This is a genomic window from Mycobacterium sp. RTGN4 (assembly GCF_033804635.1).
Classification (GTDB): Bacteria; Actinomycetota; Actinomycetes; order Mycobacteriales; family Mycobacteriaceae; genus Mycobacterium.
Genome location: NZ_JAPZLB010000001.1, coordinates 581,199 through 605,092, shown reverse-complemented (window position 1 = coordinate 605,092; position 23,894 = coordinate 581,199). Strand labels below are relative to the sequence as shown.

The window sequence follows — 23,894 nt, the reverse complement described above, 5'->3', positions numbered from 1 at the left end:
GCGTCGAGCTAAATCGTGCCGCCGGCGCCTGCGCCGAACGCGCCCTGCGTCACGGGTGCGATGTGCATCGGTTCCGGACCCTTGCTCGAGCGTCGCATCCGGCCCTCAAGCCACGTGGCGAAGTAGGACAGCGTGAAGTTCACGGTGATCATCAAGAGTGCGATGACGATCAGGGCGGGAACGTAGTTGCCGTAGGCCGATCCGACCTGCGTGCCTTGCCGCACCATCTCCAGGAACGTGATCTGGTAACCGATGGCAGTGTCCTTGAGCACCACCACCATCTGAGAGACCAGCACCGGCAACATCGACGTGATGGCCTGGGGGAGCAGGATCGCCCGCATGGTCTGGCCCCAGCGCATCCCGAGTGCCTCGGCGGCCTCGGCCTGTCCGCGGGGTAGGGCGTTCACACCCGCACGGACGATCTCGGCAATGACCGCCCCGTTGTACAGCGTCAGGCCCGTGATGACACCAGCCAGCGCAAGGTGTTTGGAGGGGAAGACGTCGTAGTTCGCAAACAGGAAGTACGCGAAGATCATCATGATCAGCACCGGAACTGCGCGGAAGAACTCGACGATCACCGAGCACGTCCACCGCACCCCGCTGTGACTAGACAGTCGGCCGACGCCCAACACGAAGCCGAGCGCGAGCGCCAGCACGATCGACACCGCGGCGGCCGTCAACGTGCCCTGAACACCGGGCAAGATGTAGGTCTTCCAGAGGTTGCCCGTGACGAAGGGCTCCCACTTGGCGGCCGTCAGCTGGCCCTTGCTCTCGAGTCGCGAGTAGATCACCCACGCTGCCGCGAGCACCAGCGCGTTGGTGATCACGGTGATGAGCCGATTGCGCACGCGGGCGCGTGGACCGGGTGCGTCGAAGAGCACCGATGCGCCACTCACCGCGCCACCGCCAGTCGCTTCCCGAGCCATCCGAACAACAACCCGACGGGCAGCGTGAGGACGATGAAGCCCAAGGCGAAGATGGTGCCGACCGAGATCAGCGCGGCGGTGTTCTCGATCATCCCCTTCATCAACAGCGCCGCCTCGGCCACGCCGATGGCCGAGGCGATGGTGGTGTTCTTCGTGAGTGCGATGAGTACCGAGCCCAGCGGAATGACGACGGACCGAAAGGCCTGGGGCAGCAGTATCATTCGCAAGTTTTGCCCAAACGTCAGCCCCAGTGAACGCGCCGCCTCAGCCTGCCCGAGCGGGACGGTGTTGACACCCGACCGGATGGTCTCGCAGACGAAGGACGCGGTGTAGACCGTCAGACCGAGTACGGCCAACCGGAAGTTGGAGTCCTCGATGGAGGTCGTCGACTTCGCGTCGACGAGCGTGATGCCGAGCGTCTGGGATAGGCCGAACGAACAGAACAGGATGATCAGCGTCAACGGAGTGTTGCGCACCACGTTGACGTACGTGGTGCCGAGCCAGTTGAGCGTCGGCACGGGTGACAGCCGCATCGCGGCCAGCACCGTGCCGAGGATGAGTGCCCCGACGGCTGAGTACACCGTCAACTGAATCGTGGTCCAGAACGCCTCTAGGATCTGGCCGCGATACTCGGTGAAGATCTCCACGTGGACTCCGCCGGCTCCCTCTCAGTCGCTACTGGTTGTCGGACGGGCTACTTCTCCACGGACGGCGGCGTCGGGGTAGCGATGCCTGCCGGTCCGAGATTCTTCTCGAAGGCGGCCTTCCAGGCGCCGTCCTGCTCCATCTTCGTGATGGCGTCGTTGATCTTGGTCTGCAGTTCGGTGTCGCCCTTCTTCAGGCCGATGCCGTACTTTTCCTCCGAGAAGGGCTTGCCGACGATCTTGAAGGTGCCAGGGCTCTGCGCGGCATACCCGGCGAGGATCACCTCATCGGTGGTGACGGCGTCGATGGCACCGTTCTTCAGCGCCTCCACGCAGGCCGAGTAGGTGTCGTACTGCTGCAACTGCACCCCGGGATACTTGTCCTTGATGCGCTGCGCCGGGGTAGAGCCGGAAACGGAGCAAAGCTTCTTGTTGTTCTGCAGCGACTCGGGGCCGGTGATGTCGGTGTTGTCCGCCTTCACCAACAGGCTCTGGCCGGTGATGAGGTAGGGCCCGGCGAATGACACCTTCTCCTTGCGCGCGTCGGTGATGGAGTACGTCGCCGCGATGAACTTGACCTGATCGTTCTGGATCAGCGTCTCGCGTTGCGCGGACGGTGATTCCTTCCACTCGATCTTGTCCGGCGCGTATCCGAGTTCCTTGGCGACGTAGGTGGCGACGTCGACATCGAAGCCGCTCAGCGTGCCGTCTGGATTCTTCTGGCCGAGGCCTGGCTGGTCGAACTTGGTGCCGATGACGATCTTTCCGTCGTCTGAACCGCTGCCGCCACAGGCGACGGCACTAAACGGTAGGGCGGCGGCAAGCGCAATGGCGGCAGCTACCCGAATTCGCAAGAACGGCATCTCTGTATTTCCCTTCGCCGGTGGACTAGTGGTTGAGGATCTTGCCGAGGAAGTCCTTGGCGCGATCTGATCTCGGATTGGTGAAAAACTCTTCTGGAGCGGCGTCTTCGACGACCGAACCGTCGGCCATGAAGATGATGCGTTGCGACGCGCGCCTGGCGAAGCCCATCTCGTGGGTGACCACGACCATCGTCATGCCCTCTTCGGCCAGCGACGTCATGACGGCGAGCACCTCGTTGATCATCTCGGGATCGAGGGCGCTGGTGGGCTCGTCGAAGAGCATCACCTTGGGGTTCATCGCCAGCGATCGCGCGATGGCTACGCGCTGCTGCTGGCCGCCGGAGAGCTGGGCCGGATACTTGTCGGCCTGGTTGGCGATGCCGACCCGCTCGAGCAGCTTCATCGCCTTCTCGCGGGCCTGGTCCTTCGATTGCCTGCGCACCTTCATGGGCGCGAGCGTGACGTTCTGAAGAATCGTCTTGTGCGCGAACAGGTTGAACGACTGGAACACCATCCCGACGTCCGACCGCAACTGCGCGAGCTTCTTGCCTTCCGACGGAAGCACCTCGCCGTCGATCGAGATGGTGCCCGAGTCAATCGGTTCGAGCCGATTGATCGTGCGGCACAACGTGGACTTGCCAGAACCGGACGGCCCCAGCACCACCACGACCTGCCCGCGGTCGACGTCGAGGTTGATGTCCTTCAGCACGTGCAGGTCGCCGAAGTGCTTGTTGACAGCCGTCATTGAGATCATCGGCTGGCTGGTCGACGTGGGTTCGCTCGCGGTGGACGCCGACTCGTCAGTCACCATGCGTTCAGACACTACCCAGGTAATGCGAAGCTCGCCGGAGTCTCGGGAATCCGGCGAGTTTGGTCTCCCAGAGCGCCGCCGTACCATTGGGCGGTGACTTCGATGGTGGTGAACGACGCACCGGTGACTGCCGGTGAGCGCGCGCGTACCTACCAGGTCCGTACGTACGGCTGCCAGATGAATGTGCACGACTCCGAACGCCTGGCCGGATTGTTGGATGCCGCCGGGTATGAGCGCGCCGCCGACGGTACGGACGCCGACGTGGTGGTCTTCAACACCTGCGCGGTGCGCGAGAACGCGGACAACAAGCTCTACGGAAACCTCAGCCACCTGGCTCCCCGCAAGCAGTCCGATCCGAACATGCAGATCGCCGTCGGCGGCTGCCTCGCGCAGAAGGACCGCGACTCGGTGCTGCGAAAGGCTCCGTGGGTCGACGTCGTGTTCGGCACGCACAACATCGGCTCGTTGCCGGTGCTACTCGAGCGTGCCCGGCACAACAACGAGGCGCAGGTCGAAATCGTCGAGGCGTTGCAGGAGTTTCCGTCCGCTCTGCCGACGACGCGCGAATCTGCTTACGCAGCTTGGGTTTCCATCTCCGTGGGCTGCAACAACACGTGCACGTTCTGCATTGTGCCCGCGCTGCGCGGCAAGGAGGTCGACCGCCGGCCCGGCGACATCCTGGCCGAGGTGACGTCGTTGGTCGATCAGGGCGTGCTCGAGGTGACGCTGCTCGGCCAGAACGTCAACGCGTACGGCGTTTCGTTCGCTACCGACGAGCGGTTGCGCGAGGACCCGACGATGTGGTCCGAGCTGCCCAATGACCGCGGCGCTTTCGCGGCGTTGCTGCGGGCGTGCGGAGGCATCGAAGGACTTGAGCGCGTGCGGTTCACGTCACCGCACCCCGCTGAATTCACCGACGACGTGATCGAGGCCATGGCCGCGACGCCGAACGTCTGCCCGACGCTGCACATGCCCCTGCAGTCGGGTTCCGATCGCATTCTCAAGGCCATGCGCCGGTCGTACCGGGCCGAGCGCTACCTCGGCATCATCGACCGGGTGCGCGCCGCGATCCCGCACGCGGCGATCACCACCGACCTCATCGTGGGCTTCCCCGGCGAGACCGAAGCGGACTTCCAGGCCACCCTCGACGTGGTCGAACGCGCGAGGTTCGCCAACGCCTTCACCTTCCAGTACTCGAAGCGCCCCGGCACCCCGGCCGCGGAGTTGCCCGACCAGATCCCGAAAGCCGTTGTACAGGAACGCTATCAGCGCCTGATCGACCTGCAGGAGCGCATCGCGTGGGAAGAGAATCTCGCGCAGGTCGGCACTACGGTCGAACTTCTGGTCGCCACCGGTGAGGGTCGCAAGGACGCGGCCACCGCTCGGATGTCGGGCCGGGCCCGCGATGGCCGACTAGTGCACTTCGCTCCGGGTGGGCGCGACGTGCGCCCTGGCGACATCGTCAGCACGGTGGTGACCGGCGCCGCCCCGCACCATCTGATCGCAGACTCCGACCTGCTGGACCATCGACGCACCCGGGCAGGGGACGCACACGAATCGGGCAGGCAGGTGAAGACCGTGGGCCTCGGCCTACCGGGACTCGGCGTGACGAAGGCCCAACCACCCACGAAGGGATGCTGCGAGTGACCGGTGACGAAGGCCGGGGCGACGCAGGGTTCGACGAGTTCAAGGGCGACATCGAAGCCGTAGAGCAACGAATGGCGCGCGAAATCGATCCGGGCGCAAGGGCTCTGGTCGTGGCGATCCTGATCTTCGTGATTCTGGCGACGTTCCTGCTGCCGCACACCGGCAGCGCCAAGGGCTTCGACGTCCTAGTCGGCAACGACGCGGCGCTTCGAGAGGCCATCGCCCTGCCTTCGCGCGTCTTCATGTGGCTGGTGCTGGTGTTCTGCGTCGGGTTCTCGATGCTCGCCCTGCTGACGCGGCGCTGGGGGCTGGCCTGGATCGCGCTGGCCGGCTCGGCGGTGGCGTGTCCTATCGGCATGCTGGCGGTGTGGTCGCGCCAGACGGTGGCACAGCCGCATCCCGGACCCGGCATTGGGCTGATCATCTGCTGGATCGCGGTCATCCTGCTGACGTTCCACTGGGCACGCGTGGTGTGGTCGCGCACCGCGGTGCAGTTGGCTGCCGAGGAAGAGCGTCGCAAGGCGGTCGCCGAACGGCAGCGCAAGGGGCTGCTCGACGGCCCCCTCGACAACCCAGACGCCTCTTAGCGCTTCTTGCCCAACGCCCCGACGGCCGCCTCGGCCCACTCCCGCCACTGTGTGGCGTTGGCGCGTGCTGCCTCGGCATCCTTGGTGCGCCCGGCCGCCTCGGCTTTCTCAGCCTGTCGCTCGTACTGCTCGGCGCGCTCCCGGAATTGGTCTGCCCTGGCCTGAGCCTCCGGGTCCGACCATCCGGTCGACGCCGCGTCGCGCACCTTCTTCTCAACCGTTCGCAGGCGCCGGTCGAGTTCGGCGGTCCGCTCGCGCGGGACCTTGCCGATGGCATCCCACTTGTTGCCGATCGCGCGGAATGCGGTTCGCGCGGCGTCGGCGTCGGTGAAGTCGATGGCCTCCGCCTCAACCAGGAGCGCTTCCTTGGCTGTGGCGTTCGCGCCGAACTCAGCATCCCGCTCGGCGTTGATCGAGTTGCGGGCAGCGAAGAACTTGTCCTGTGCGGCCTTGAATCGTGCCCAGAGGGCGTCGTCGAGATCCTTTGCCGCGCGGCCTACGGTCTTCCATTCGGTCAGCAGGTCGCGGAACGCCGCCGCCGTCGGCCCCCAGTCCGTGGAGTCGGAGAGTGCCTCCGCGCGTTCGCACAACGCCTCCTTGGCCTGGCGGACGCCGACCCGTTCGCGGTCGAGCTCCGCGAAGTGCGAACCACGCCTTCGGTTGAACGTCTCGCGGGCCGCCGAATACCGCTTCCACAGCGCATCGTCGGTCTTGCGGTCCAGTCCGGTGATCGTGCGCCATTCGTCGAGGATCTCGCGCAGCCGATCACCCGCGGACTTCCATTGCGTCGACTTGGCGGCGATGTCCTCCGCTTCGACGGCCAACTCATTTTTCCGCGCGGTCTGGGTCGTCCGGTGCTCGTCGCGGCGTTCGCGCTCGGCCTGCGCGGCGGTATCGGCCTTGTCGATGATTGCGCTCAGTCGGGCGGCCAGTGCGTCGACGTCGCCGAGCACGGCTGCGGTCGGAAGGGTTTCTGCGAGCGCAGTGGCGGCGGACTTGATCTTGCGGGCGTCGCCCGTCCCGGAGGCCAGTCGGCCCTCCATGAGTGAGACCTCGGTGTGCAGGTCTTCATAGCGGCGCCCGAAGTGCGCCCACGCGGCCTCTGGGTCTCCGGCCTGCCACGACCCGACGGTCCGTTCGCCTGCCGCCGTGATCAGCCAGACCGTGCCGTCCGGGTCGACGCGGCCGAACCGGTGGGGGTCGGCGGGCGGCGCGACCACGGGGTGCGGGGATCCGCTAGGCCGTGGGACGGGACGCGGCGGTCCAGGTCGGGGGGTGGGTTTGGGTGATCCGCCTGAATCACTGGTCGTCATATCCGTCATCCTCTTGCCCTCCGCGTGGTGACCCACGCATCTGCCGCGCGACGCGGCGCCGAAATAGCTGTGTTCTAGCCCGTTATTGAAACAGGTCACCCGGCGGCGTGCCCACGCCTTCGCACTACCGGCTGCCTAGGCTTGGTCGACGGACGGCTGGGAGGTCAGCGATGGACGAGGCGGACATCGCCGATGGACCCGTCCGCCACCAGGCCTTTTCCGGTGTCAGCTGCCTAATTGTCGCTGACGGAGCGGCGCAGCCAACCCCGTCCGAACAGGCGCTGGCTAGCGTGATCCCGTGCTGACTGCCATCGCCCTGATCCCATCTGCGCCCGTATTGGTGCCCGAGCTCGCGTCTGGGGCCGCCGCGGAGTTGTCGGAACTGCGCGCTGCGGTCTTCGCGGCCGCGCGGGAATTGCCAGCTCGGTGGATCGCCGTCGGCGTCGGCTCGACCGACGAGGTCATCGGATCCGACGCAGTGGGCACGTTCGGTGGCTACGGCGTCGACGTCCGCGTCGGCCTTGCCGAGGGCGAGCTTGCCGATGCGAGACGACTTCCCTTGTGCGCCTTGATCACCGGGTGGGTGCGCGGACAAGTCGGCCCAGGCGCCCGGGCCGAGGTGCGGGTCTACTCCGAAGCACTGGGCGTGGACGTCGCACTCGCTCGCGGCCGGGCCTTGCGCGCCGAAATCGAAGGGGCCGCCGAGGCCATCGGGGTCTTGGTCGTCGCCGACGGTGCAAACACGCTGACCCCACCCGCACCGGGCGGCTACGACCCGGATTCTGCTGCCGTCCAGACGGCGCTCGACGACGCACTCGGGTCGGGTGACGTGCGCGCACTCACCGAATTGCCTGCGGGCATCGGCGGACGGGTCGCCTACCAGGTGTTGGCGGGTCTGGCCGCGCCGTACGAAGCCCGCGAACTGTTCCGGGGGGCGCCGTACGGGGTGGGCTACTTCGTCGGGGTCTGGGAACCGACGTCGTGAGGCCCATCGCCGTCGTCGGCCCGACCGGCACCGGAAAGAGCGCGCTCGCGCTGGACGTCGCCGAAAGGGTCGGCGGTGAGATCGTCAACGCCGACGCCATGCAGCTGTACCGCGGCATGGACATCGGTACTGCCAAGTTGGCACCCGAGCACCGCCGTGGCATCCCGCATCATCAGCTTGACGTGCTGGAAGTCACCCAGAGCGCGACGGTCGGCAGGTACCAACAGGCCGCTGCGGCTGACGTCGAGGCCATCGCGGCGCGGGGAGCGGTGCCGGTGATCGTCGGCGGATCGATGCTGTACCTGCAGTCGCTGCTCGACGACTGGGCGTTTCCGGCCACCGATCCGGACGTGCGCGCGAGGTGGGAGGCTCGGCTGGCCGAGGTGGGGGTGGCCGCGCTGCACGCCGAGCTTGCCGGGGTCGACGCGGCCGCTGCGGCGTCCATCCTGCCGACCGACGGACGTCGGATCGTGCGCGCACTCGAGGTCGTCGAGCTGACCGGCCAGCCGTTTGCCGCGAGCGCGCCGACGATCGGTGCGCCCAGATGGGACGCCGTCATCATCGGATTGGATTGGGATACAGCACTTCTTGACGAGCGGCTAGCCCTGCGCACCGAGGGGATGTTCGGCGCCGGGCTCGTCGAAGAGGTCGTCGCGCTGTGCGCCCGCGGGCTGCGCGAGGGCGTCACCGCGTCCAGGGCGCTGGGGTACGCGCAAGTGCTCGCCGCGCTCGATACGGGAGCTGCGATGGCCCAAGCACAGGAGCGCACGTTCATCGGAACCCGGCGCTACGTGCGCAGGCAGCGGTCGTGGTTTCGTCGCGATCACCGGATCAACTGGCTCGACGGTTCGGAGCCGGGGAACGTGGAGCGGGCCCTCCGCATGTGGCAGCACGTATTCTGAACAGGTGATGTTCGCCAAGGGGCACGGCACCCAGAACGACTTCGTGCTGCTGCCCGACCTCGACGCCCGGCTGGCGCTGACGCCCGCCGCGGTGTCAGCGCTGTGCGACAGGCGGCGCGGGCTGGGGGCCGATGGCGTCCTTCGAGTGACGACGGCCCAGGGCGCGTTGACCGCAGGGGTGTTCGACCGCATCCCCGAGGGCGTGCAACCGGGCGACTGGTACATGGACTACCGCAATGCGGACGGGTCAATCGCCCAGATGTGCGGCAACGGCGTGCGGGTGTTCGCGCACTATTTGCGGGCCAGCGGGCTGGAGCGGCGCGACGAGTTCGTCGTCGGTTCGCTCGCAGGGCCGCGTCCGGTCGTGCTGCACAGCGCCGACGCACTCACCGCCGACGTCACCGTCGAAATGGGCAAGACCAACCAGAGCGGCACCGGCTCAGCGGTCGTGGGTGGGCGTCAGTTCACCGGCCTGGCCGTCGACGTCGGAAACCCTCACCTCGCGTGCGTCGACGAGACGCTGACCGATGATGCGCTCGCCCGCCTGGACGTCGCCGCGCCGGTGCAATTCGACGGAGGGCAGTTCCCCGACGGCGTCAACGTCGAGGTGCTGACTGCGCTGGCTGACGGCGCGGTGACCATGCGCGTACATGAACGCGGAGTCGGCGAGACCCGCTCGTGCGGAACCGGAACCGTCGCCGCTGCCGTCGCCGCCCTGCAGCATCAGGGCGCGGCCACCGGAACCTTGAAGGTCCGGGTGCCCGGCGGGGAAGTCACCGTCACGATCACCGACGCCAGCAGCTTCCTGCGGGGGCCATCCGTTTTGGTGGCCCGCGGCGAGCTCTCCGATGAATGGTGGCACGCGCAGCAGTGATAAATCAGATGCGCGACACCACGTCGGCGGGCAACATCGGTAGCTACCTATGACACGTCCCCACATCCCGAGTACCGGCGAGCTCGCCCTCGAAGACCGCGCTGCGCTGCGCAGGGTGGTCGGATTGTCGACAGAACTTGCCGACGTCTCCGAAGTCGAATACCGCCAGCTGCGCCTGGAGCGCGTCGTACTCGTCGGAGTCTGGACCGACGGAACGTCCGCCGACGCCGACGCCAGCCTGGCCGAATTGGCCGCACTCGCCGAAACCGCGGGCTCAGAGGTGCTCGAGGGCATGATCCAGCGGCGCGACAAGCCCGACGCGGGGACGTACATCGGCTCCGGCAAGGCCCAGGAACTGCGCGAGGTGGTCATGGCCACCGGGGCCGACACCGTCATCTGCGACGGCGAGTTGACTCCCGGGCAGCTCAACGCGCTGGAGAAGGCCGTCAAGGTCAAGGTCGTCGACCGCACCGCGCTGATCCTCGACATCTTCGCCCAGCACGCCACGTCCGCGGAGGGCAAGGCGCAGGTCGCCTACGCGCAGATGCAGTACATGCTGCCCAGACTGCGCGGCTGGGGTGAGTCGATGTCCCGGCAGGGTGGCGGCGCCGGTGGTAGCGGCGGCGGAGTGGGTACCCGCGGGCCGGGTGAGACGAAGATCGAAACCGACCGGCGCCGCATCCGCGAGCGCATGTCCAAGCTGCGTCGCGAGATCAAGGACATGAAGAAGATCCGCGACACGCAGCGCAGCGGCCGCCGGCGCAGCGACGTCGCGCCGATTGCGATCGTCGGCTACACCAACGCGGGCAAGTCAAGTGTGCTCAATGCGCTCACCGGTGCGGGCGTGCTCGTCGAGAACGCGTTGTTCGCCACGCTCGAACCGACCACGCGCCGTGGGCAATTCGACGACGGGCGCCCCTTCGTGCTCACCGATACCGTTGGGTTCGTGCGGCACCTGCCCACGCAGCTCATCGAAGCGTTCCGGTCGACGTTGGAAGAAGTCATCGACGCAGAGCTGCTCGTTCACGTCGTGGACGGTTCCGACGTCAACCCACTGGCGCAGATCAACGCCGTCCGTCAGGTCGTCAACGACGTGGTGGCGGAGTACGACATCGCCCCGCCTCCGGAGTTGTTGGTGGTCAACAAGACCGACGCGGCCAGTGGGCTGATGCTTGCTCAGCTACGCCGCGCATTGCCCGACGCGGTGTTCGTCTCGGCGCACACCGGCGACGGATTGGACCGGCTGCGGCACCGCATGAGTGAGCTCGTGGTGCCAACCGATCTGACTGTCGACGTCACCATTCCCTACGACCGTGGCGATCTCGTCGCGCGCGTGCACACCGACGGCCGTATCGATGCCACCGAGCACACGGAGGAGGGCACCAGGTTCAAGGCGCGGGTGCCCGTTGCGTTGGCCGCCAGCCTCCGCGAGTTCGCGACGTTCTAAAGCCCCTGCTCACCGGGGGATTGGGGTGATCGGCGGGGGTTCGTGCGCTTTGATCGGCGGCAGCGCCCCGGTGAACTTCTGAACCTCGACCAGCACGTGCGCACCGGTGCAGCCCTTGGCGAGCGAGGACGTGCCGACGTCGGCGGTCAACACGTTCGGGTTGCCGTGCACGCACATCGCATCGGGATCGGCGGGATCCTCGGGGTCATACCAGGCGCCCGTCGACAATTGAACGACGTGGCGACGTAACCGATCGTCGACGACCAGGCCGGCCAGGCACGCGCCGCGGTCGTTGAACACCCTGACCACGTCGCCCCCGGACAGTCCGCGCGCGGCCGCATCGGCTGGATGCATCCGGATCGGTTCGCGTCCTTGAATTTTCGAGTGCTGGCTGGTGGCTCCACCATCGAGTTGGCTGTGCAATCGGGTGGCCGGCTGATTGGCGAGCAGGTGCAGCGGATAGTGAGCTGCGCGTGGGCCGCCTAGCCACTCGTCGGGTTCGTACCACGTTGGATGGCCAGCGCAGTCGGGATAGCCGAAGGCATCGATCTTCTGCGAGAAGATCTCGATCCGTCCACTGGGAGTTGCCAATCGGTGTGCCTGTGGATCGACCCGGTAATCGGCGAACAACGTCAGATCGGGCTCGGTCGGCAGCCGCAGCTGCCCCTGCGCCCAGAAGCGCTCGAAGGTCGGCACGCTGAAATCCAGCCCAACGGCCCACTTTTCGTACATGTGGGCCAACCACTGGCGAGGCGTGCGGCCCTCGGTGAACGCGTCGCCGAAGCCCAGCCGTTCGGCCACCGCGCTGAGGCTCGAGTAGTCGTCGCGCGATTCGGCATGCGGCGGAGCCATCGCGGGCATTGCCATCAGTACGGGATCGTTGCGGGATCCCGAATAGTCGTCGCGCTCGAAGCTGGTGGTCGAGGGCAACACGATGTCGGCGTGCTTGGCCATTGCCGTCCAGTACGGGTCGTGGACCACGACCGTGTCGATCCGAGCGAGCGCTCGCCGCAATCTCGGCAGGTTCTGGTGATGATGGAAGGGATTGCCGCCTGCCCAGTACACGCATCTGATGTCGGGATAGGTCAGGGTGCTCCCGTTGTACTGGAACTGCTCGCCGGGCGACAGCAGCATGTCGGAGACGGCGGCCACCGGAATGAAGGTGCGGACCGGGTTCGCGCCTTGTGGAAAGGTCGGCAGCCCGCAGCGCAGCGGTGGCATGCCGAGTTCGTTCTGCGATCCGTAGCCATGGCCGAAACCGCCTCCGGGAAGCCCGATCTGACCGAGCATGGCGGCCAGCACCAGACCCATCCACGGTGCTTGCTCGCCGTGGCGTGCCCGTTGCAAGGACCAGCTGACGGTCACCATCGTGCGACCGGCGGCCATCCGCCGGGCCAAGGTGGTCAGGTCGTCGGCGGACAGGCCGCTGATCGCCGCCGCCCATGCTGGTGACTTCGCCACTCCGTCGTCGGCACCCAGCAGGTAGCGCTCGAATTGCGGGTATCCGACGCAGTAGCGGTCCAGGAAGTCGCGGTCGGCGAGGCCCTCGGTCGCCAGCACGAACGCCAGCGCCAACATGATCGCGACGTCGGTGCCGGGTACCGGCGCAAACCATTCGCAATCGCCGTCGACGTCGTCGCGCAGCGGGCTGAACGAGACGATCTTCCCGCCTCGTTCGCGCAACCGGGCCAGCGCACCGCGAGACGGATGTTCAGTGGCACCACCGGGATTGACCGCGGAGTTCTTGAGCGCCACTCCACCGAAACACACCATGAGATCCGTGTTGTCGACGATCACCTGCCAGTTGGTCGACCGCTTGAACAGGTCGTCGTGGGTGCCGACGATGTGCGGCATGATGACCCCGGTCGCGCCAAGACTGTAGGAGTGCCGCGAAAAGGTATAACCACCAAGCAGTTTCAAGAAGCGGTGCACCTGGCTCTGAGCGTGGTGAAACCTTCCTGCGCTGGCCCATCCATAGGAGCCGCCGTAGATGGCCTCGTTGCCGTGCGTGTCGACGACCCGGCGCAGCTCGTCGGCCAACCGTTCGGTGAGCTCTTCCCAAGGCACGGCGACGAATTGGTCGGAACCTCGTTGCGTGCTCGGGCCAGGGCCGTCGTCGAGCCAGCCGCGCCGGATGACGGGGCCTGCGATCCGCGACCGGTGGCGGATGGAGCCCACCAGATTGCCGAGTAGCGGTGAAGGGTCGGCGTCGCCTGGGAAGGGCCGAACGGTCGCGATGTCACCGTCGCGGACGTCAGCGGAGAACGCGCCCCAGTGGGTGAGGCTCGAACCGGACGCCATGCGGGCAAGTCTATTCGGGGCGGGCGATCGCCGTGCCCCCCGCGGTCGCCACGGGGCGCTCGGACACCCGGTACCGCCGGTACCAACCATCCGGTTGGGTGAGATAGGGTCGGCTCGACTCTTTCTCGCATCCCTCGTCCCACCTCGGAGGTCATCCATGGGCGTCATCAAGTACGAGCGCACCCTCTTCGAACCCGAACACGAGCTCTTCCGCGACTCGTATCGCGCCTTCCTCGAGCGCCACGTCGCGCCGTTCCACGACCAGTGGGAAAAGGACAAGATCGTGGACCGCGAGGTCTGGCTCGAAGCCGGCAAGCAGGGCTTTCTCGGCATGGCCGTGCCCGAGGAGTACGGCGGCGGCGGAGAGCCTGACTTTCGCTACAACGTCATCGTGACTGAGGAGACGACCGCAGGCCGCTATAGCGGGCTCGGCTTTTCGCTGCAGAACGACATCATCGCGCCCTATCTGCTGCGGCTCGGGACCGACGAGCAGAAGCAGCGCTGGCTGCCCGGATTCTGCTCGGGCGAATTGATCACGGCGATCGCCATGACCGAGCCGGGCACCGGCAGCGACCTGCAGGGCATCAAGAGTCGTGCGGTCAAGCAGGACGATGGCAGCTGGGTGCTCAACGGCTCGAAGACCTTCATCACCAACGGCATCAACGCCGACCTGGTCATCGTCGTCGCGTGCACGGACCCGGAGAAGGGCGCACTTGGGTTCTCGCTGCTGGTCGTCGAGCGTGGCATGGACGGGTTCGAACGTGGCCGCCACCTCGACAAGATCGGCCTCGAGGCCCAGGACACCGCGGAACTCTCCTTCACCGATGTCAAGGTGCCTGCCGAGAACCTCCTCGGCGACGAAGGGCAGGGTTTCGTCTATCTGATGCAGAACCTGCCCCAGGAGCGAATCAGCATTGCGGTCATGGCCGCCGCGGGCATGGAGGCCGTGCTGGAGCAGACCTTGCAATACACCAAGGATCGCAAGGCGTTCGGCAAGCCGATCGGAAGCTTCCAGAACACCCGATTCACGCTGGCGGAGTTGTCCACAGAGGCCACCGTCGTCCGCATGATGGTCGACGAGTTCCTCAAACTGCACCTCGAGGAGCAGCTGACCGTCGAGCAGGCGGCCATGGCCAAGTGGTATTCCACCGAGGCACAGGTGCGCCTGAACGACCGCTGCCTCCAACTGCACGGTGGCTACGGCTACATGCGCGAGTATCCGGTCGCCCGGGCGTACCTGGACTCGCGCATCCAGACGATCTACGGCGGGACGACGGAGATCATGAAGGAGATCATCGGACGCAGCCTTGGCGTCTAGTCGGCTCGCCGACCTGCTCTGGCCAGCGATTTCATCCGCTGAATCTGATTTTGGAAGCCGGTGTCTTCTGCGACACATTGCCGCTCCAGCGTGTATATCCCTCAAGATGGACGTCGACTAAAGCAAAGTTGACGGGCGCGATGTTTGCAGGGCCGCTTGCGCCGATCGCGGGGAGGACTGATGACCGGATTGCGAACCCTGTTGGGTACGACGTTGGGGCGTGTGACGGTGAGCCTCGTGACGGCGGTCGCCGTCGCGTTCCTCGCTCCGCCTTTGGCGTCGGCTGACCCGATAGGAGATGCCGACGCAGCGATGACTCAGGCCTGGGAGGCCAGCGGCGGTGCGACGGGATCGCTGGGCATCAAGGACGGCGGCGCGTACCCGGCCGGGGCGGGGTTCGGTCAGAACTTTGCGGGCGGGAAGATCTTCTTCACTCCGGAGACCGGCGCGCACATCATGGCTGGTGCGATCCTGGACAAGTACCTGTCGTTGGGCGGGCCTGCCGACGGCGATCTTGGCTTCCCCAACATCGACGAGGGCGCCGGTAAGGCCCCGGACAGTCGCAACACCACCTTCAGCGCGGCCGACAATCCCGTCATCTTCTGGACGCCCGACGCCGGCGCGCACGTGGTGCGAGGGGCCCTCAACGCCGCGTGGGACAGGCTCGGCGGATCCGCGGGTGTGCTCGGGGTGCCGACCGAGGACGCGGTGTACCGCGGCGATCTGGTGAATCAGACGTTCACCGGCGGCCAGCTGTCGTGGAATCGCAAGACCAACGCCTTCACGACCACCCCACCAGAACTCGCGGAACAGCTTGCGGGCCTTCAGGTCCCGGGTGACGTGACGTCGGCGATCAACGCCGCGCGCAGGGTCGCAGGCGGACCGATGGGGCCACTTGGGGCCGCAGACGGCGGGCAGTATCAGATCCCGCCGGATGGCGTCGGCCAGAACTACGCAGGCGGCAAGATCTTCTACAGTCCTGCCACCGGCGCCAACGTCGTAACGGGTCAGAGCCTGGCGAAGTACGAAAGCGTCGGGGGTCCGCAGGGCGATCTCGGCTTCCCGACGAGCAGCGTGGGCGACGGTGGGCTGGCCCCGCAAAGCTCGATCGTGACGTTCGCCGCCCCCGACCAACCGGTGATCTTCTGGACGCCGGACTTCGGCGCTGTCATCGTGCGCGGCGCCATGAACGCGGCGTGGGCCAAGCTCGGGGGAGCGACGGGCGACCTTGGTGCGCCGACGGCCGATCAGACCGAGAACGGCGAAGAGGTCACCCAGAAGTTCAACGGTGGCGCGATCACCTGGAACAAGGTGACCAACGAGTTCAGCACCGAACCCGCGAAACTTGCGTCACAACTTGCCGGGCTGGAGATTCCAGGGCTGAAGGCGTTGCAGGCGCCACCTCCCGGACAGGTCTCTACCGCCAACAGCGACAAGTGGTACACGTGGCACCGCTGGTGGCTGTTGGCCATCGTCCCGATCGTGGTGCTACTCGTTGCGGTGGTGATCGGTGTGTTGTTGAATCGCCGACGTCACGACGATCAGCCGTTGGACGGGTTCGACGCCGGTTACCCCGGTGACCACGACGACCACGAGCACGACGACTTCGACGACTTCGACCACGACGAACACCGCGACCTCGAGTCGCGGCCGCAGCCCGTCATCGGCATCGGCCCTCCGGTCCAGTACGCCCCGGTGAGCATGTGGGCGATGCCTTCGGACACGGGTAGTTCCGACCCCGCGATTCGTATTGCGCCCAACTCGCCTCCGCCGACAGAAGAGCCGCCCTCGGCTCCCCAGGCCGATCCCAAGGACGACTTCCAGGACGACCCGGATTCGGTCGATACCGCGCCCACCGAGATCGCTTCGGAGCCCGAATCCGATCACCAAGAGGCGCGCGAACCCGATCACGACGAGGAGCCTGAGCCCGATCACGAAGAAGAGCCCGACTCCGGTCCGGCCAGTGGTCGGCACGCCGCGATCATCATCGAGGAGCCGGCGCCCGCAGAGACGTCATTGCGCTTGGCGACGGAGGACGCATTCCACGCGCCCGATGGCTACCCGGTCAAGGCCGACACCAAGAGCGGCCTGTACTGGCTGCCAGGCAGTGAACGCTATGACGAAGCACGAGCGGAAATCTGGTTTGCAAGTGAAGAATTCGCGCTGACGAACGGATTCGTGAAGGCCTGAGCTTCGCCCGTCAGATCTTGCGGATGACGGTGACGACCTTGCCCAGGATCGCGGCATCGTTACCGGGAATCGGGTCGAACAACGGGTTGTGCGGCATCAGCCACACCTGACCGCCGGTGCGCTTGAACGTCTTGACGGTCGCCTCTCCGTCGATCATGGCCGCCACGATGTCGCCGTTGTCGGCGACGTTCTGCTGCCGGATGACCACCCAGTCGCCGTCGCAGATCGCTGCGTCGATCATCGATTCGCCGACGACCTTCAGCAGGAACAACGAGCCCTCGCCGACGAGCTCGCGGGGCAGCGGGAAGACGTCCTCGACGGCCTCCTCGGCCAGAATCGGCCCGCCGGCGGCGATCCGGCCGAGTACGGGCACGTAGGTCGGCTCCGGCAGCGCGTCGGTTCCTGCGACGTCGGTGGAGACGGTCGTGGTCACGGGATGGTCATCGGTCCCACGCACGTCGACGGCGCGTGGCCGGTTCGGGTCACGCCGGAGGTAGCCCTTGCGCTCCAGCGTGCGCAGTTGGTGTGCGACCGACGAGGTGGACGTCAAGCCCACGGCGTCGCCGATCTCACGGATGCTAGGCGGATAACCCCTGGTGGTGACGGAGTTGCGAATGACGTCGAGGATGGTGCGCTGACGTTCGGTCAGGCTCGCTGCGCTATCGCTCATGCTTGCGAATGTAGTCGTACCGGTTCTGATAATCAAACATGTGTTCGAGGCGTGTCGCTGCGCTGCTCGGACGGAATTTTCTTGTCGGTGGCCCTGGTTATGGTTTGCAACAGTTCGATCACATGTTCTATTAATCGAACAGATGATCGATTATGGTTTCGAACACAGGAGCGAATAGCGCTACGAGGAAGGCCCCGAAGATGACCATCATCACCCGTGAAGACCCCACTGATCTCGTCGTACGTCGAGTGCGTCCTCGGCAGGACGTGCGACGCCGTCCGCGGTCGACCCGCCCGCATGGAGCGGCGCATCCCTACCAAGGCACCGGAGTGCTGATGTCGCGTGCATCGCACCGCCGCCGGCCGATCACTCCGCTGTCGACCGTCCTGCTCGCGCTGATCGCCGGCGCCGTCACCATTTGGCTGGGACTGGTCGCGCAACTCGGTGGATCCGTGACGTCGTCGGACTCGCCTGAGGCCATTCCCAGTCAGCTTGCGGTGGTCAGGGTCCAGTCGGGAGAGTCGTTGCAGCAACTCGCTGCGCGGATTGCGCCCGATGCGCCCGCGGCGGCGGTCGTCGATCAGATCCGCGAATTGAACAAGCTTGGCTCGGGCACTGTGGACGCTGGTCGAACGCTGATCGCCCCCGTCGGCTGATCAGCCGACATGCGCCGTGAAATTCGCTGCCGTGCAACGGTACGCTCGTATGCGTCCCCCGTAGGAGCACGCGGCGAAGGAGCGGTATGCACTGTCCTTTCTGCCGCAATCCCGACTCGAGGGTGGTGGACTCCCGTGAAGCCGATGAAGGCCAGGCAATCAGGCGTCGCCGATCCTGCCCGGAATGCGGCCGCCGGTTCACCACCGTGGAGACCGCAGTGCTGGCGGTAGTGAAGCGCAGCGGGGTCACCGAACCGTTCAGTCGCGAGAAGGTCATCAAGGGTGTCCGTCGGGCCTGTCAGGGCCGTCAGGTCGACGACGACGCGCTGAATCTATTGGCGCAGCAGGTGGAAGATGCCGTTCGCGCCACCGGATCACCCGAAGTGCCAAGCAACGAAGTCGGCCTCGCGATCCTTGGTCCATTGCGAGACCTCGATGAAGTCGCCTATCTGCGATTCGCGTCGGTCTACCGGTCGTTCTCGTCGGCCGATGACTTCGAACGCGAGATTGAAGCGCTGCGCGCGCACCGCGGCGTGTCCACTTCGGGCTGACGCGGTCAGTCGAGCTGTCGAACGCCGTCGTCGACGACGCGTCCCGCGACCTTCACCCAACCCTCCGCATTCCAGCGGGTGCTCAGCTGCGAACCCTTGCCCTGCGTTATTTCGAGGTCGCGACTCAGGTGATCCGTGATGCGAACCGCGGCGGCGCCTGTCGCCTCGTCCTCGCGAATGCCCAGATTACTGGCGAACAATCGCGACCGAATGACGCCCGCGTCCCGGTCAATCCACGCCCACACGTAGTGGTCGACGTCATCGGAGTAGTCGTCGGGATCGGCGCCCAGGACCTCGTCGACCGAACTCAGCTCGTAAATGGAGAAGGCGGGCGCCCATTCGGAGCGCGCTCTGATGACGGTCAATTCGCCGTCCGGCCGGGTGTCGTATTCCACCTGAACGACGCCCGCCGGCACCTGGAGTGTATTGATCGGTGTCCCACGATTCTTCAGCCACCACGACAACCCGACCGTGGGATGTCCGGCGAACGGCAACTCCGTCGCCGGGGTGAAGATGTGCGCCCGTGCGGTGCTGACGCCGGCCGCTGGCAGCTCGACGAAAATCGTCTCGCTGTAACCCAATTCGGTGGCGACGCGCTGTCGATCCGACGGAGCGATGACGCTCGAGTCGACCACGCCAAGTAGATTGCCGAAGTTGCCTGCGGAGTCGGTGAAGACGCGTAGCACGCTCACGTCGATGGCCATGGCTCGATGCTACGTGGTGTCGTCGGACCGGTGGGGCGGCCGAATGCGGCGGGGGAGATGTGTGGCGCGTAACGGCTCAGGTGGCGCTGCGCTCGTCCTGCCCCATTGCGTCGAGCACGGCCACGCGGGTGTCGATCGTGCCGGTGATGGTCTGTTCGCTAATGCCGGTGCGCAACAGGTTTCGCAAAACATCGTGGTCGTAGACAGCGGGTTCGGTGGAGTCGATGAACTTCTCAACGAGCTCGACGAAGCGGTCGGGATCGTCGTGGAACGGGAAGTGGCCGGATCCGTCGAACACCTCGAGTTGAGAGCCGGGCATGGCCGCGTGTGCCATCCTGGCGTGCTCGACAGGGATGACCGAGTCGCGGGATCCCCAAATGAGTTGCACCGGTACGGATTCCGTCAAATAACATCGATCGAGCATGGTGACTACCTGACCGCGCCAGTCTACCACCGCACGCAGCGTACGGGCGAACGCCGACGACGCGGTGGGCTCGGGTAGGTCGTTGAGAATCCGAACGACGTCGGGTAGGTCGCGGCCGACACCTGTGGAGCCGAAGAGCGCGCCGCCGATGCGGCCGAGCACCTGAAGGGCAGGCAGCACCATGGGTAGCCGCAGCAGGGCGAGCGCCTCGCTGCCCATGGGCACTGAAGCGATGCGCAGGGCGATGTTGACGTCCTTGGTGACACCGCCTGCGCCGACGAGGATCAATCGCTCCACCAATTGCGGAAACTGATAGGCGAACTGCATGGCGACACCGCCGCCGAGCGAATGGCCGATCACCGTGACGTGTTCGATGTCGAGCACGCTGAGCAGATCACGCATTCCGTTGGCGTAGGCGGCCACCGAATAGTCTGCACGCGGCTTGTCCGACTTGCCGTGACCAAGCAGGTCCGGCGCGATGACGGTGAATCGTTGGGCGAGCTTGCTCTGCACCGTCTGCCACGTGGTCGAGTTGTCACCGATTCCGTGGATCAGCAGGATGGCGGGTCCGGTCCCGGCGACCCGGAACGCGCGCCGATAGCCGTGGATGGTGCGGTACTCCAACGTCGGCGTGAGCTCGCGCACGGGGCGCAAGTTGGGCTTTCGTTTGGTCTTGCTCTTTTGATCAGACACTGTCGCCAACTCCTCGCCAACTTCACTGTCGGGCCCGGCTAGGGCGCTGCACCGCCGTCGTCTCCGCCCGCGGACTCGTCGCCGGCCTGCTGAGCGAGGAACCGCTCGAACTCGGCACCGAGTTCGTCACCGCTCGGCAGGTCTTCGTCACGTGCTAGCAAGCTCCGATTTTCCTGAGCAGAGACGAACGCATCGTACTGGCGCTCCAACGCGGTCACCACTTGAGCGACCTCCGCACTTGATTCCACCTGTTCGTTGATCTTGTCGTGGACTTCTGCGCCCGACGTCAACAGGGCCGTGAGCGGGAATTCCAGTGCCCCTGTGCGCGCCACCTGGGACAGCAAGGCCTCGGCTGCCGGGGGATAGTCCGTCTGTGCCAGGTAGTGCGGCACGTGAACGGTGAAGCCCACGGCCTCGTGGCCGTGCTGGGTCAATCGGTATTCCAGCAGGTTGGACACGCTGGCGGGCACCTGCACTTCACCGACCCACGGCTCGTGGTCGGTGATCAGGTCCTTGTTGCTGGCATGAGCGGTCATGGTGATGGGCCGCGTGTGTGGCACGGCCATCGGAATGGTGCCGAGGCCGATCACCTGCCGCACGCCGAGCCGTTCGGCGAGCAGCCGCACGGCCGTGATGAATCGCTCCCACTTCAGGTCCGGCTCCAGGCCTGCGAGCAGCAGAAACGGGGTACCGACGCTGTCGTTGAGGGCGTAGAGGTTGAGCTCCGGGTCGTCGTAGCCGGTGAAGTGATCGGTCTTGAACGTCATCAGCGGGCGGCGTGACCGGTAGTCCAGGAGTTCGTCGATGGCGAACGACGCCACCAATTCCGTGTCCAGTGTCTCCTTGAGGTGCGCAGCAGCCAGCTTGATGGCGTGCCCAGCGTCGGAGAACCCCTCCAGCGCATGGATCATCACCGGTCCGCGGCCGTCTGCCGCGGACAGTTGGGGTGCCGGAAATTCCAGCTCGTACATCCCCGTCGGCTCGGGTTGGTATTGCTGCTCCTGGTCGTCAGCCACTCGCGTTCCTCCTCGTACACCTAAGTGTTGCGCACTTTGGCGTTGATGCCATTGTGGCCCACACATCCGTTCGAACACGGCGGCGGTACCTGGGCATTCCGCTGCGCCACATCCAGGGTCTTCAGGCAAGATCGTTGATCATGCGTGGCAGGTGGATGGTTTTCACGGCGGCACTGCTAGTGCTGACCGCGTCCTGCACGCGTGCGATACCCGGTGCGGTCGAAAGACCCACCATCCAAACATCCCCGGTGCCCGCGGCGGCCGTCGGTCCCGATCTGCGGGTCGGCGCGGTGTTCCTCGGCGACAAGAACATGCATGTGTGCAGTGCGTCGGTACTGGACTCGGCGGCAGGCGACCTGATCGTCACTGCCGCGCACTGCATGGCCAACGGCATCGACGCGTACTTCGTGCCCGGCTATGACAAGGATGCCGACGACAAGGACTACTGGCGGATTGACGCCGTCTATCTGGATCCGCGATGGATGGCCAGCCAGGATCCGTTGGCGGACTTCGCAATTGCCCGGGTGAGTCGTGACGGGAGCGGTTCGTTGGAGAGTCAGGTCGGCGGCGGGTTCACGATCGGCGGGGCGCCGAGTGATGGCACCGAGGTCACGGTGACCGGCTACGCCATCGGCATAGGCGGCGAACAACTCGGCTGCCAAGCCCGCACGGGCACGCTCCACGGATACCCCTCCGTGCCGTGCGCGGGGTTCGTCGACGGGACCAGCGGTGCGCCGTGGATCGCCAACTCCACGGTGACCGGGGTCATCGGGGGGTTGGACGGTGGTGGCTGCCAAGAGGACGTGTCGTACTCGCCGCCGTTCGACGGCGCGATCAAGCAGTTGCTTGCCCGCGCGGAAGCGGGCGGGCCAGGCGACGCCGCGCCGACGACGTTCCTCAGCGAATGCTGAGCGCCGTTAGCTCTTGAACTGGTTCAGCGCGCGCAGCTTGTTCATCACGTCGAGCGCGGCCACTTTGTACGCCTCGGAGAACGTCGGGTAGTTGAAGACGGCGTCGACGAGGTATTCGACCGTCCCTCCGCAGCCCATCACGGCCTGCCCGATGTGCACCATCTCGGTCGCATTGGTGCCGAAGATGTGCACGCCGAGCAATCGCAGGTCCTCGGTGGACACCAGCAGCTTGAGCATGCCGTAGGAGTCGCCTGCGATCTGCCCGCGGGCGAGCTCGCGATAGCGCGATACCCCGACCTCATACGGCACCGAGTCCTTGGTCAGGTCGACTTCGGTGGCGCCCACGTAAGACACCTCGGGGATGGAGTAGATGCCGATGGGCTGCAGTTCGGTCATGCCCCTGCATGGCTCTCCGAAGGCGTGGTACGCGGCCAGCCTGCCCTGGTCCATCGAGGTGGCGGCCAGCGCGGGGAATCCGATGACGTCACCGACGGCATAGATGTGGTCGACCTTCGTCTGGTAGTTGTCGTCGACGAAGATCCGGCCGCGGTTGTCGGCCTCGAGCCCGGCGTTGGGCAGATCGAGGTGATCGGTCTGGCCCTGACGGCCTGCCGAGTACATGACCGTCTCGGCGGGAATCTGCTTGCCACTGGCCAGCGTCGTGACGGTGCCAGAGGCGCCGACGTCGACCCCGGTGACCTCTTCGCCGAACCGGAACGTGACGGCGAGGTCGCGCAGATGGAACTTCAGCGCCTCGATGATCTCGGGATCGCAGAACTCCAAGATGTTGTCGCGTTTCTCGACGACGGTGACCTTGGTGCCGAGCGCAGCGAACATTGACGCATATTCGATGCCGATGACCCCCGCGCCGACCACCACCATCGACGTCGGGATGGTCTTCAGATCGAGGATGCCGTCGGAGTCCAGGACGCGATTGTCGTCGAACTCGATGCCGACCGGCCGCGCGGGCAGGGTCCCGGTCGCGATCACGATGTAGCGGCCGCTCACCGTGATGCGCTCGGCGCGGTTGGGATCGTCGACGTGGATGGTGTGCTCGTCGATGAACCGCGCGTGGCCGATGTACAGCTCGATGCGGTTGCGCATCAGCTGCGAGCGCACCACGTCGATCTCCTTGCCGATGACGTGTGCGGTGCGCGCAAGTAGGTCGGCCGGGGTGATCTTCTCCTTGACGCGGTAACTGGCGCCGTACAACTCGCGTTGGCTCATACCCGTGAGGTAGACGACCGCCTCGCGCAGCGTCTTCGACGGAATGGTTCCGGTGTTCACGCACACGCCGCCGAGCATGCGACCGCGTTCGATCACCGCGACCGACTTGCCGAGTTTCGCAGCGGCGATGGCCGCTTTCTGACCACCCGGCCCGGAGCCGATGACGACGAGGTCGTATTCCTGCGTGGAACCCATGGACAAGGTGTACGCCGGTTGGCGCAATCTCGCATGCCG

General features: G+C 66.0%; 22 protein-coding genes. 11 read left to right on the top strand and 11 right to left on the bottom strand.

The annotated features are described in order from the left end of the window. Positions 1-8 precede the first annotated feature (8 nt). Genes SLQ30_RS02935 through SLQ30_RS02920 form a run of 4 tightly spaced genes read right to left on the bottom strand, consistent with a single transcriptional unit; the run spans position 9 to position 3,187 of the window. Positions 9-926 carry an amino acid ABC transporter permease gene (locus SLQ30_RS02935; RefSeq protein ID WP_413467900.1) on the bottom strand — a complete coding sequence of 306 codons (918 nt, stop codon included), beginning with the start codon at positions 924-926 and terminating at the stop codon, positions 9-11. After that, on the bottom strand, positions 893-1,573 hold the full coding sequence (locus SLQ30_RS02930) for an amino acid ABC transporter permease (RefSeq protein ID WP_319445322.1): 681 nt from the start codon (positions 1,571-1,573) through the stop codon (positions 893-895). Before SLQ30_RS02930 ends, SLQ30_RS02935 begins: the two co-directional genes overlap by 34 nt. Before the next feature lie 47 nt (positions 1,574-1,620). Next, positions 1,621-2,433 carry a glutamate ABC transporter substrate-binding protein gene (locus SLQ30_RS02925; RefSeq protein WP_319445321.1) on the bottom strand — a complete coding sequence of 271 codons (813 nt, stop codon included), beginning with the start codon at positions 2,431-2,433 and terminating at the stop codon, positions 1,621-1,623. 25 nt (positions 2,434-2,458) lie between these two features. Beyond that, positions 2,459-3,187, bottom strand: coding sequence for an amino acid ABC transporter ATP-binding protein (locus tag SLQ30_RS02920; protein ID WP_319445594.1), 729 nt, complete (start codon positions 3,185-3,187; stop codon positions 2,459-2,461). A 159-nt stretch (positions 3,188-3,346) separates the two neighbouring features. Between SLQ30_RS02920 and miaB the strand changes: the two genes are divergently transcribed. Both miaB and SLQ30_RS02910 read left to right on the top strand, forming a co-directional pair. Then, complete coding sequence (gene miaB, locus SLQ30_RS02915) at positions 3,347-4,891, top strand: tRNA (N6-isopentenyl adenosine(37)-C2)-methylthiotransferase MiaB (protein WP_319445593.1); 1,545 nt, start codon at positions 3,347-3,349, stop codon at positions 4,889-4,891. Then, positions 4,879-5,478: a hypothetical protein gene (locus tag SLQ30_RS02910; protein ID WP_413467899.1), complete on the top strand. Its 600-nt coding sequence runs from the start codon at positions 4,879-4,881 to the stop codon at positions 5,476-5,478. Before miaB ends, SLQ30_RS02910 begins: the two co-directional genes overlap by 13 nt. Here the strand turns inward: SLQ30_RS02910 and SLQ30_RS02905 are convergent. Then, positions 5,475-6,791 carry a DUF349 domain-containing protein gene (locus SLQ30_RS02905; protein ID WP_319445320.1) on the bottom strand — a complete coding sequence of 439 codons (1,317 nt, stop codon included), beginning with the start codon at positions 6,789-6,791 and terminating at the stop codon, positions 5,475-5,477. The two genes, SLQ30_RS02910 and SLQ30_RS02905, sit on opposite strands and share 4 nt — an antisense overlap. Positions 6,792-7,089: 298 nt before the next feature. Here SLQ30_RS02905 and SLQ30_RS02900 point away from each other — a divergent pair, with 298 nt between their 5' ends. Genes SLQ30_RS02900 through hflX form a run of 4 tightly spaced genes read left to right on the top strand, consistent with a single transcriptional unit; the run spans position 7,090 to position 10,999 of the window. Then, positions 7,090-7,776, top strand: a complete 687-nt coding sequence (locus tag SLQ30_RS02900; RefSeq protein ID WP_319445319.1) for a hypothetical protein — start codon at positions 7,090-7,092, stop codon at positions 7,774-7,776. Next, the gene (gene miaA / locus SLQ30_RS02895; RefSeq protein WP_319445318.1) at positions 7,773-8,678 is read left to right on the top strand and encodes a tRNA (adenosine(37)-N6)-dimethylallyltransferase MiaA; all 906 of its coding nucleotides are present in this window, start codon (positions 7,773-7,775) and stop codon (positions 8,676-8,678) included. The genes SLQ30_RS02900 and miaA overlap by 4 nt, the downstream gene beginning before the upstream one ends. A gap of 4 nt (positions 8,679-8,682) precedes the next feature. Further along, positions 8,683-9,552 (top strand): diaminopimelate epimerase, encoded by an 870-nt coding sequence (gene dapF, locus SLQ30_RS02890; RefSeq protein WP_319445317.1) that lies wholly within the window; start codon positions 8,683-8,685, stop codon positions 9,550-9,552. A 49-nt stretch (positions 9,553-9,601) separates the two neighbouring features. Continuing rightward, the gene (gene hflX / locus SLQ30_RS02885; protein WP_319445316.1) at positions 9,602-10,999 is read left to right on the top strand and encodes a GTPase HflX; all 1,398 of its coding nucleotides are present in this window, start codon (positions 9,602-9,604) and stop codon (positions 10,997-10,999) included. Between the two features lie 9 nt (positions 11,000-11,008). Here the strand turns inward: hflX and SLQ30_RS02880 are convergent, their stop codons facing one another. Next, on the bottom strand, positions 11,009-13,300 hold the full coding sequence (locus SLQ30_RS02880) for a molybdopterin-dependent oxidoreductase (protein ID WP_319445315.1): 2,292 nt from the start codon (positions 13,298-13,300) through the stop codon (positions 11,009-11,011). A 157-nt stretch (positions 13,301-13,457) separates the two neighbouring features. Here SLQ30_RS02880 and SLQ30_RS02875 point away from each other — a divergent pair, with 157 nt between their 5' ends. Beyond that, positions 13,458-14,618, top strand: a complete 1,161-nt coding sequence (locus SLQ30_RS02875) for an acyl-CoA dehydrogenase family protein (RefSeq protein WP_319445314.1) — start codon at positions 13,458-13,460, stop codon at positions 14,616-14,618. Positions 14,619-14,798: 180 nt separating this feature from the next. Beyond that, on the top strand, positions 14,799-16,808 hold the full coding sequence (locus SLQ30_RS02870; protein ID WP_319445313.1) for a hypothetical protein: 2,010 nt from the start codon (positions 14,799-14,801) through the stop codon (positions 16,806-16,808). Positions 16,809-16,818: 10 nt separating this feature from the next. Here the strand turns inward: SLQ30_RS02870 and lexA are convergent, their stop codons facing one another. After that, positions 16,819-17,478: a transcriptional repressor LexA gene (gene lexA, locus SLQ30_RS02865; protein ID WP_319445312.1), complete on the bottom strand. Its 660-nt coding sequence runs from the start codon at positions 17,476-17,478 to the stop codon at positions 16,819-16,821. 200 nt (positions 17,479-17,678) lie between these two features. On the opposite strand from lexA, the gene SLQ30_RS02860 reads away from it, so the two are divergent. Both SLQ30_RS02860 and nrdR read left to right on the top strand, forming a co-directional pair. Then, positions 17,679-18,134 (top strand): LysM peptidoglycan-binding domain-containing protein, encoded by a 456-nt coding sequence (locus SLQ30_RS02860; protein WP_319445311.1) that lies wholly within the window; start codon positions 17,679-17,681, stop codon positions 18,132-18,134. Positions 18,135-18,220: 86 nt separating this feature from the next. Continuing rightward, a complete protein-coding gene (gene nrdR, locus SLQ30_RS02855) occupies positions 18,221-18,685 on the top strand; it encodes a transcriptional regulator NrdR (protein WP_319445310.1) in 465 nt (154 codons plus the stop codon). Positions 18,686-18,690: 5 nt separating this feature from the next. Here nrdR and SLQ30_RS02850 read toward each other — a convergent pair whose 3' ends face one another. From SLQ30_RS02850 to SLQ30_RS02840, 3 genes are all read right to left on the bottom strand, one after another. Next, on the bottom strand, positions 18,691-19,389 hold the full coding sequence (locus tag SLQ30_RS02850; RefSeq protein WP_319445309.1) for a PhzF family phenazine biosynthesis protein: 699 nt from the start codon (positions 19,387-19,389) through the stop codon (positions 18,691-18,693). A gap of 76 nt (positions 19,390-19,465) precedes the next feature. Next, positions 19,466-20,506, bottom strand: a complete 1,041-nt coding sequence (locus SLQ30_RS02845; RefSeq protein WP_319445308.1) for an alpha/beta hydrolase — start codon at positions 20,504-20,506, stop codon at positions 19,466-19,468. 38 nt (positions 20,507-20,544) lie between these two features. Then, a complete protein-coding gene (locus SLQ30_RS02840) occupies positions 20,545-21,477 on the bottom strand; it encodes a PAC2 family protein (RefSeq protein ID WP_319445591.1) in 933 nt (310 codons plus the stop codon). A 185-nt stretch (positions 21,478-21,662) separates the two neighbouring features. On the opposite strand from SLQ30_RS02840, the gene SLQ30_RS02835 reads away from it, so the two are divergent. After that, positions 21,663-22,433 carry a trypsin-like serine peptidase gene (locus SLQ30_RS02835; protein WP_319445307.1) on the top strand — a complete coding sequence of 257 codons (771 nt, stop codon included), beginning with the start codon at positions 21,663-21,665 and terminating at the stop codon, positions 22,431-22,433. Between the two features lie 6 nt (positions 22,434-22,439). On the opposite strand, the gene sthA is transcribed toward SLQ30_RS02835, so the two are convergent. After that, positions 22,440-23,855, bottom strand: a complete 1,416-nt coding sequence (gene sthA, locus SLQ30_RS02830) for a Si-specific NAD(P)(+) transhydrogenase (protein WP_319445306.1) — start codon at positions 23,853-23,855, stop codon at positions 22,440-22,442. Between the last annotated feature and the right edge of the window lie 39 nt (positions 23,856-23,894).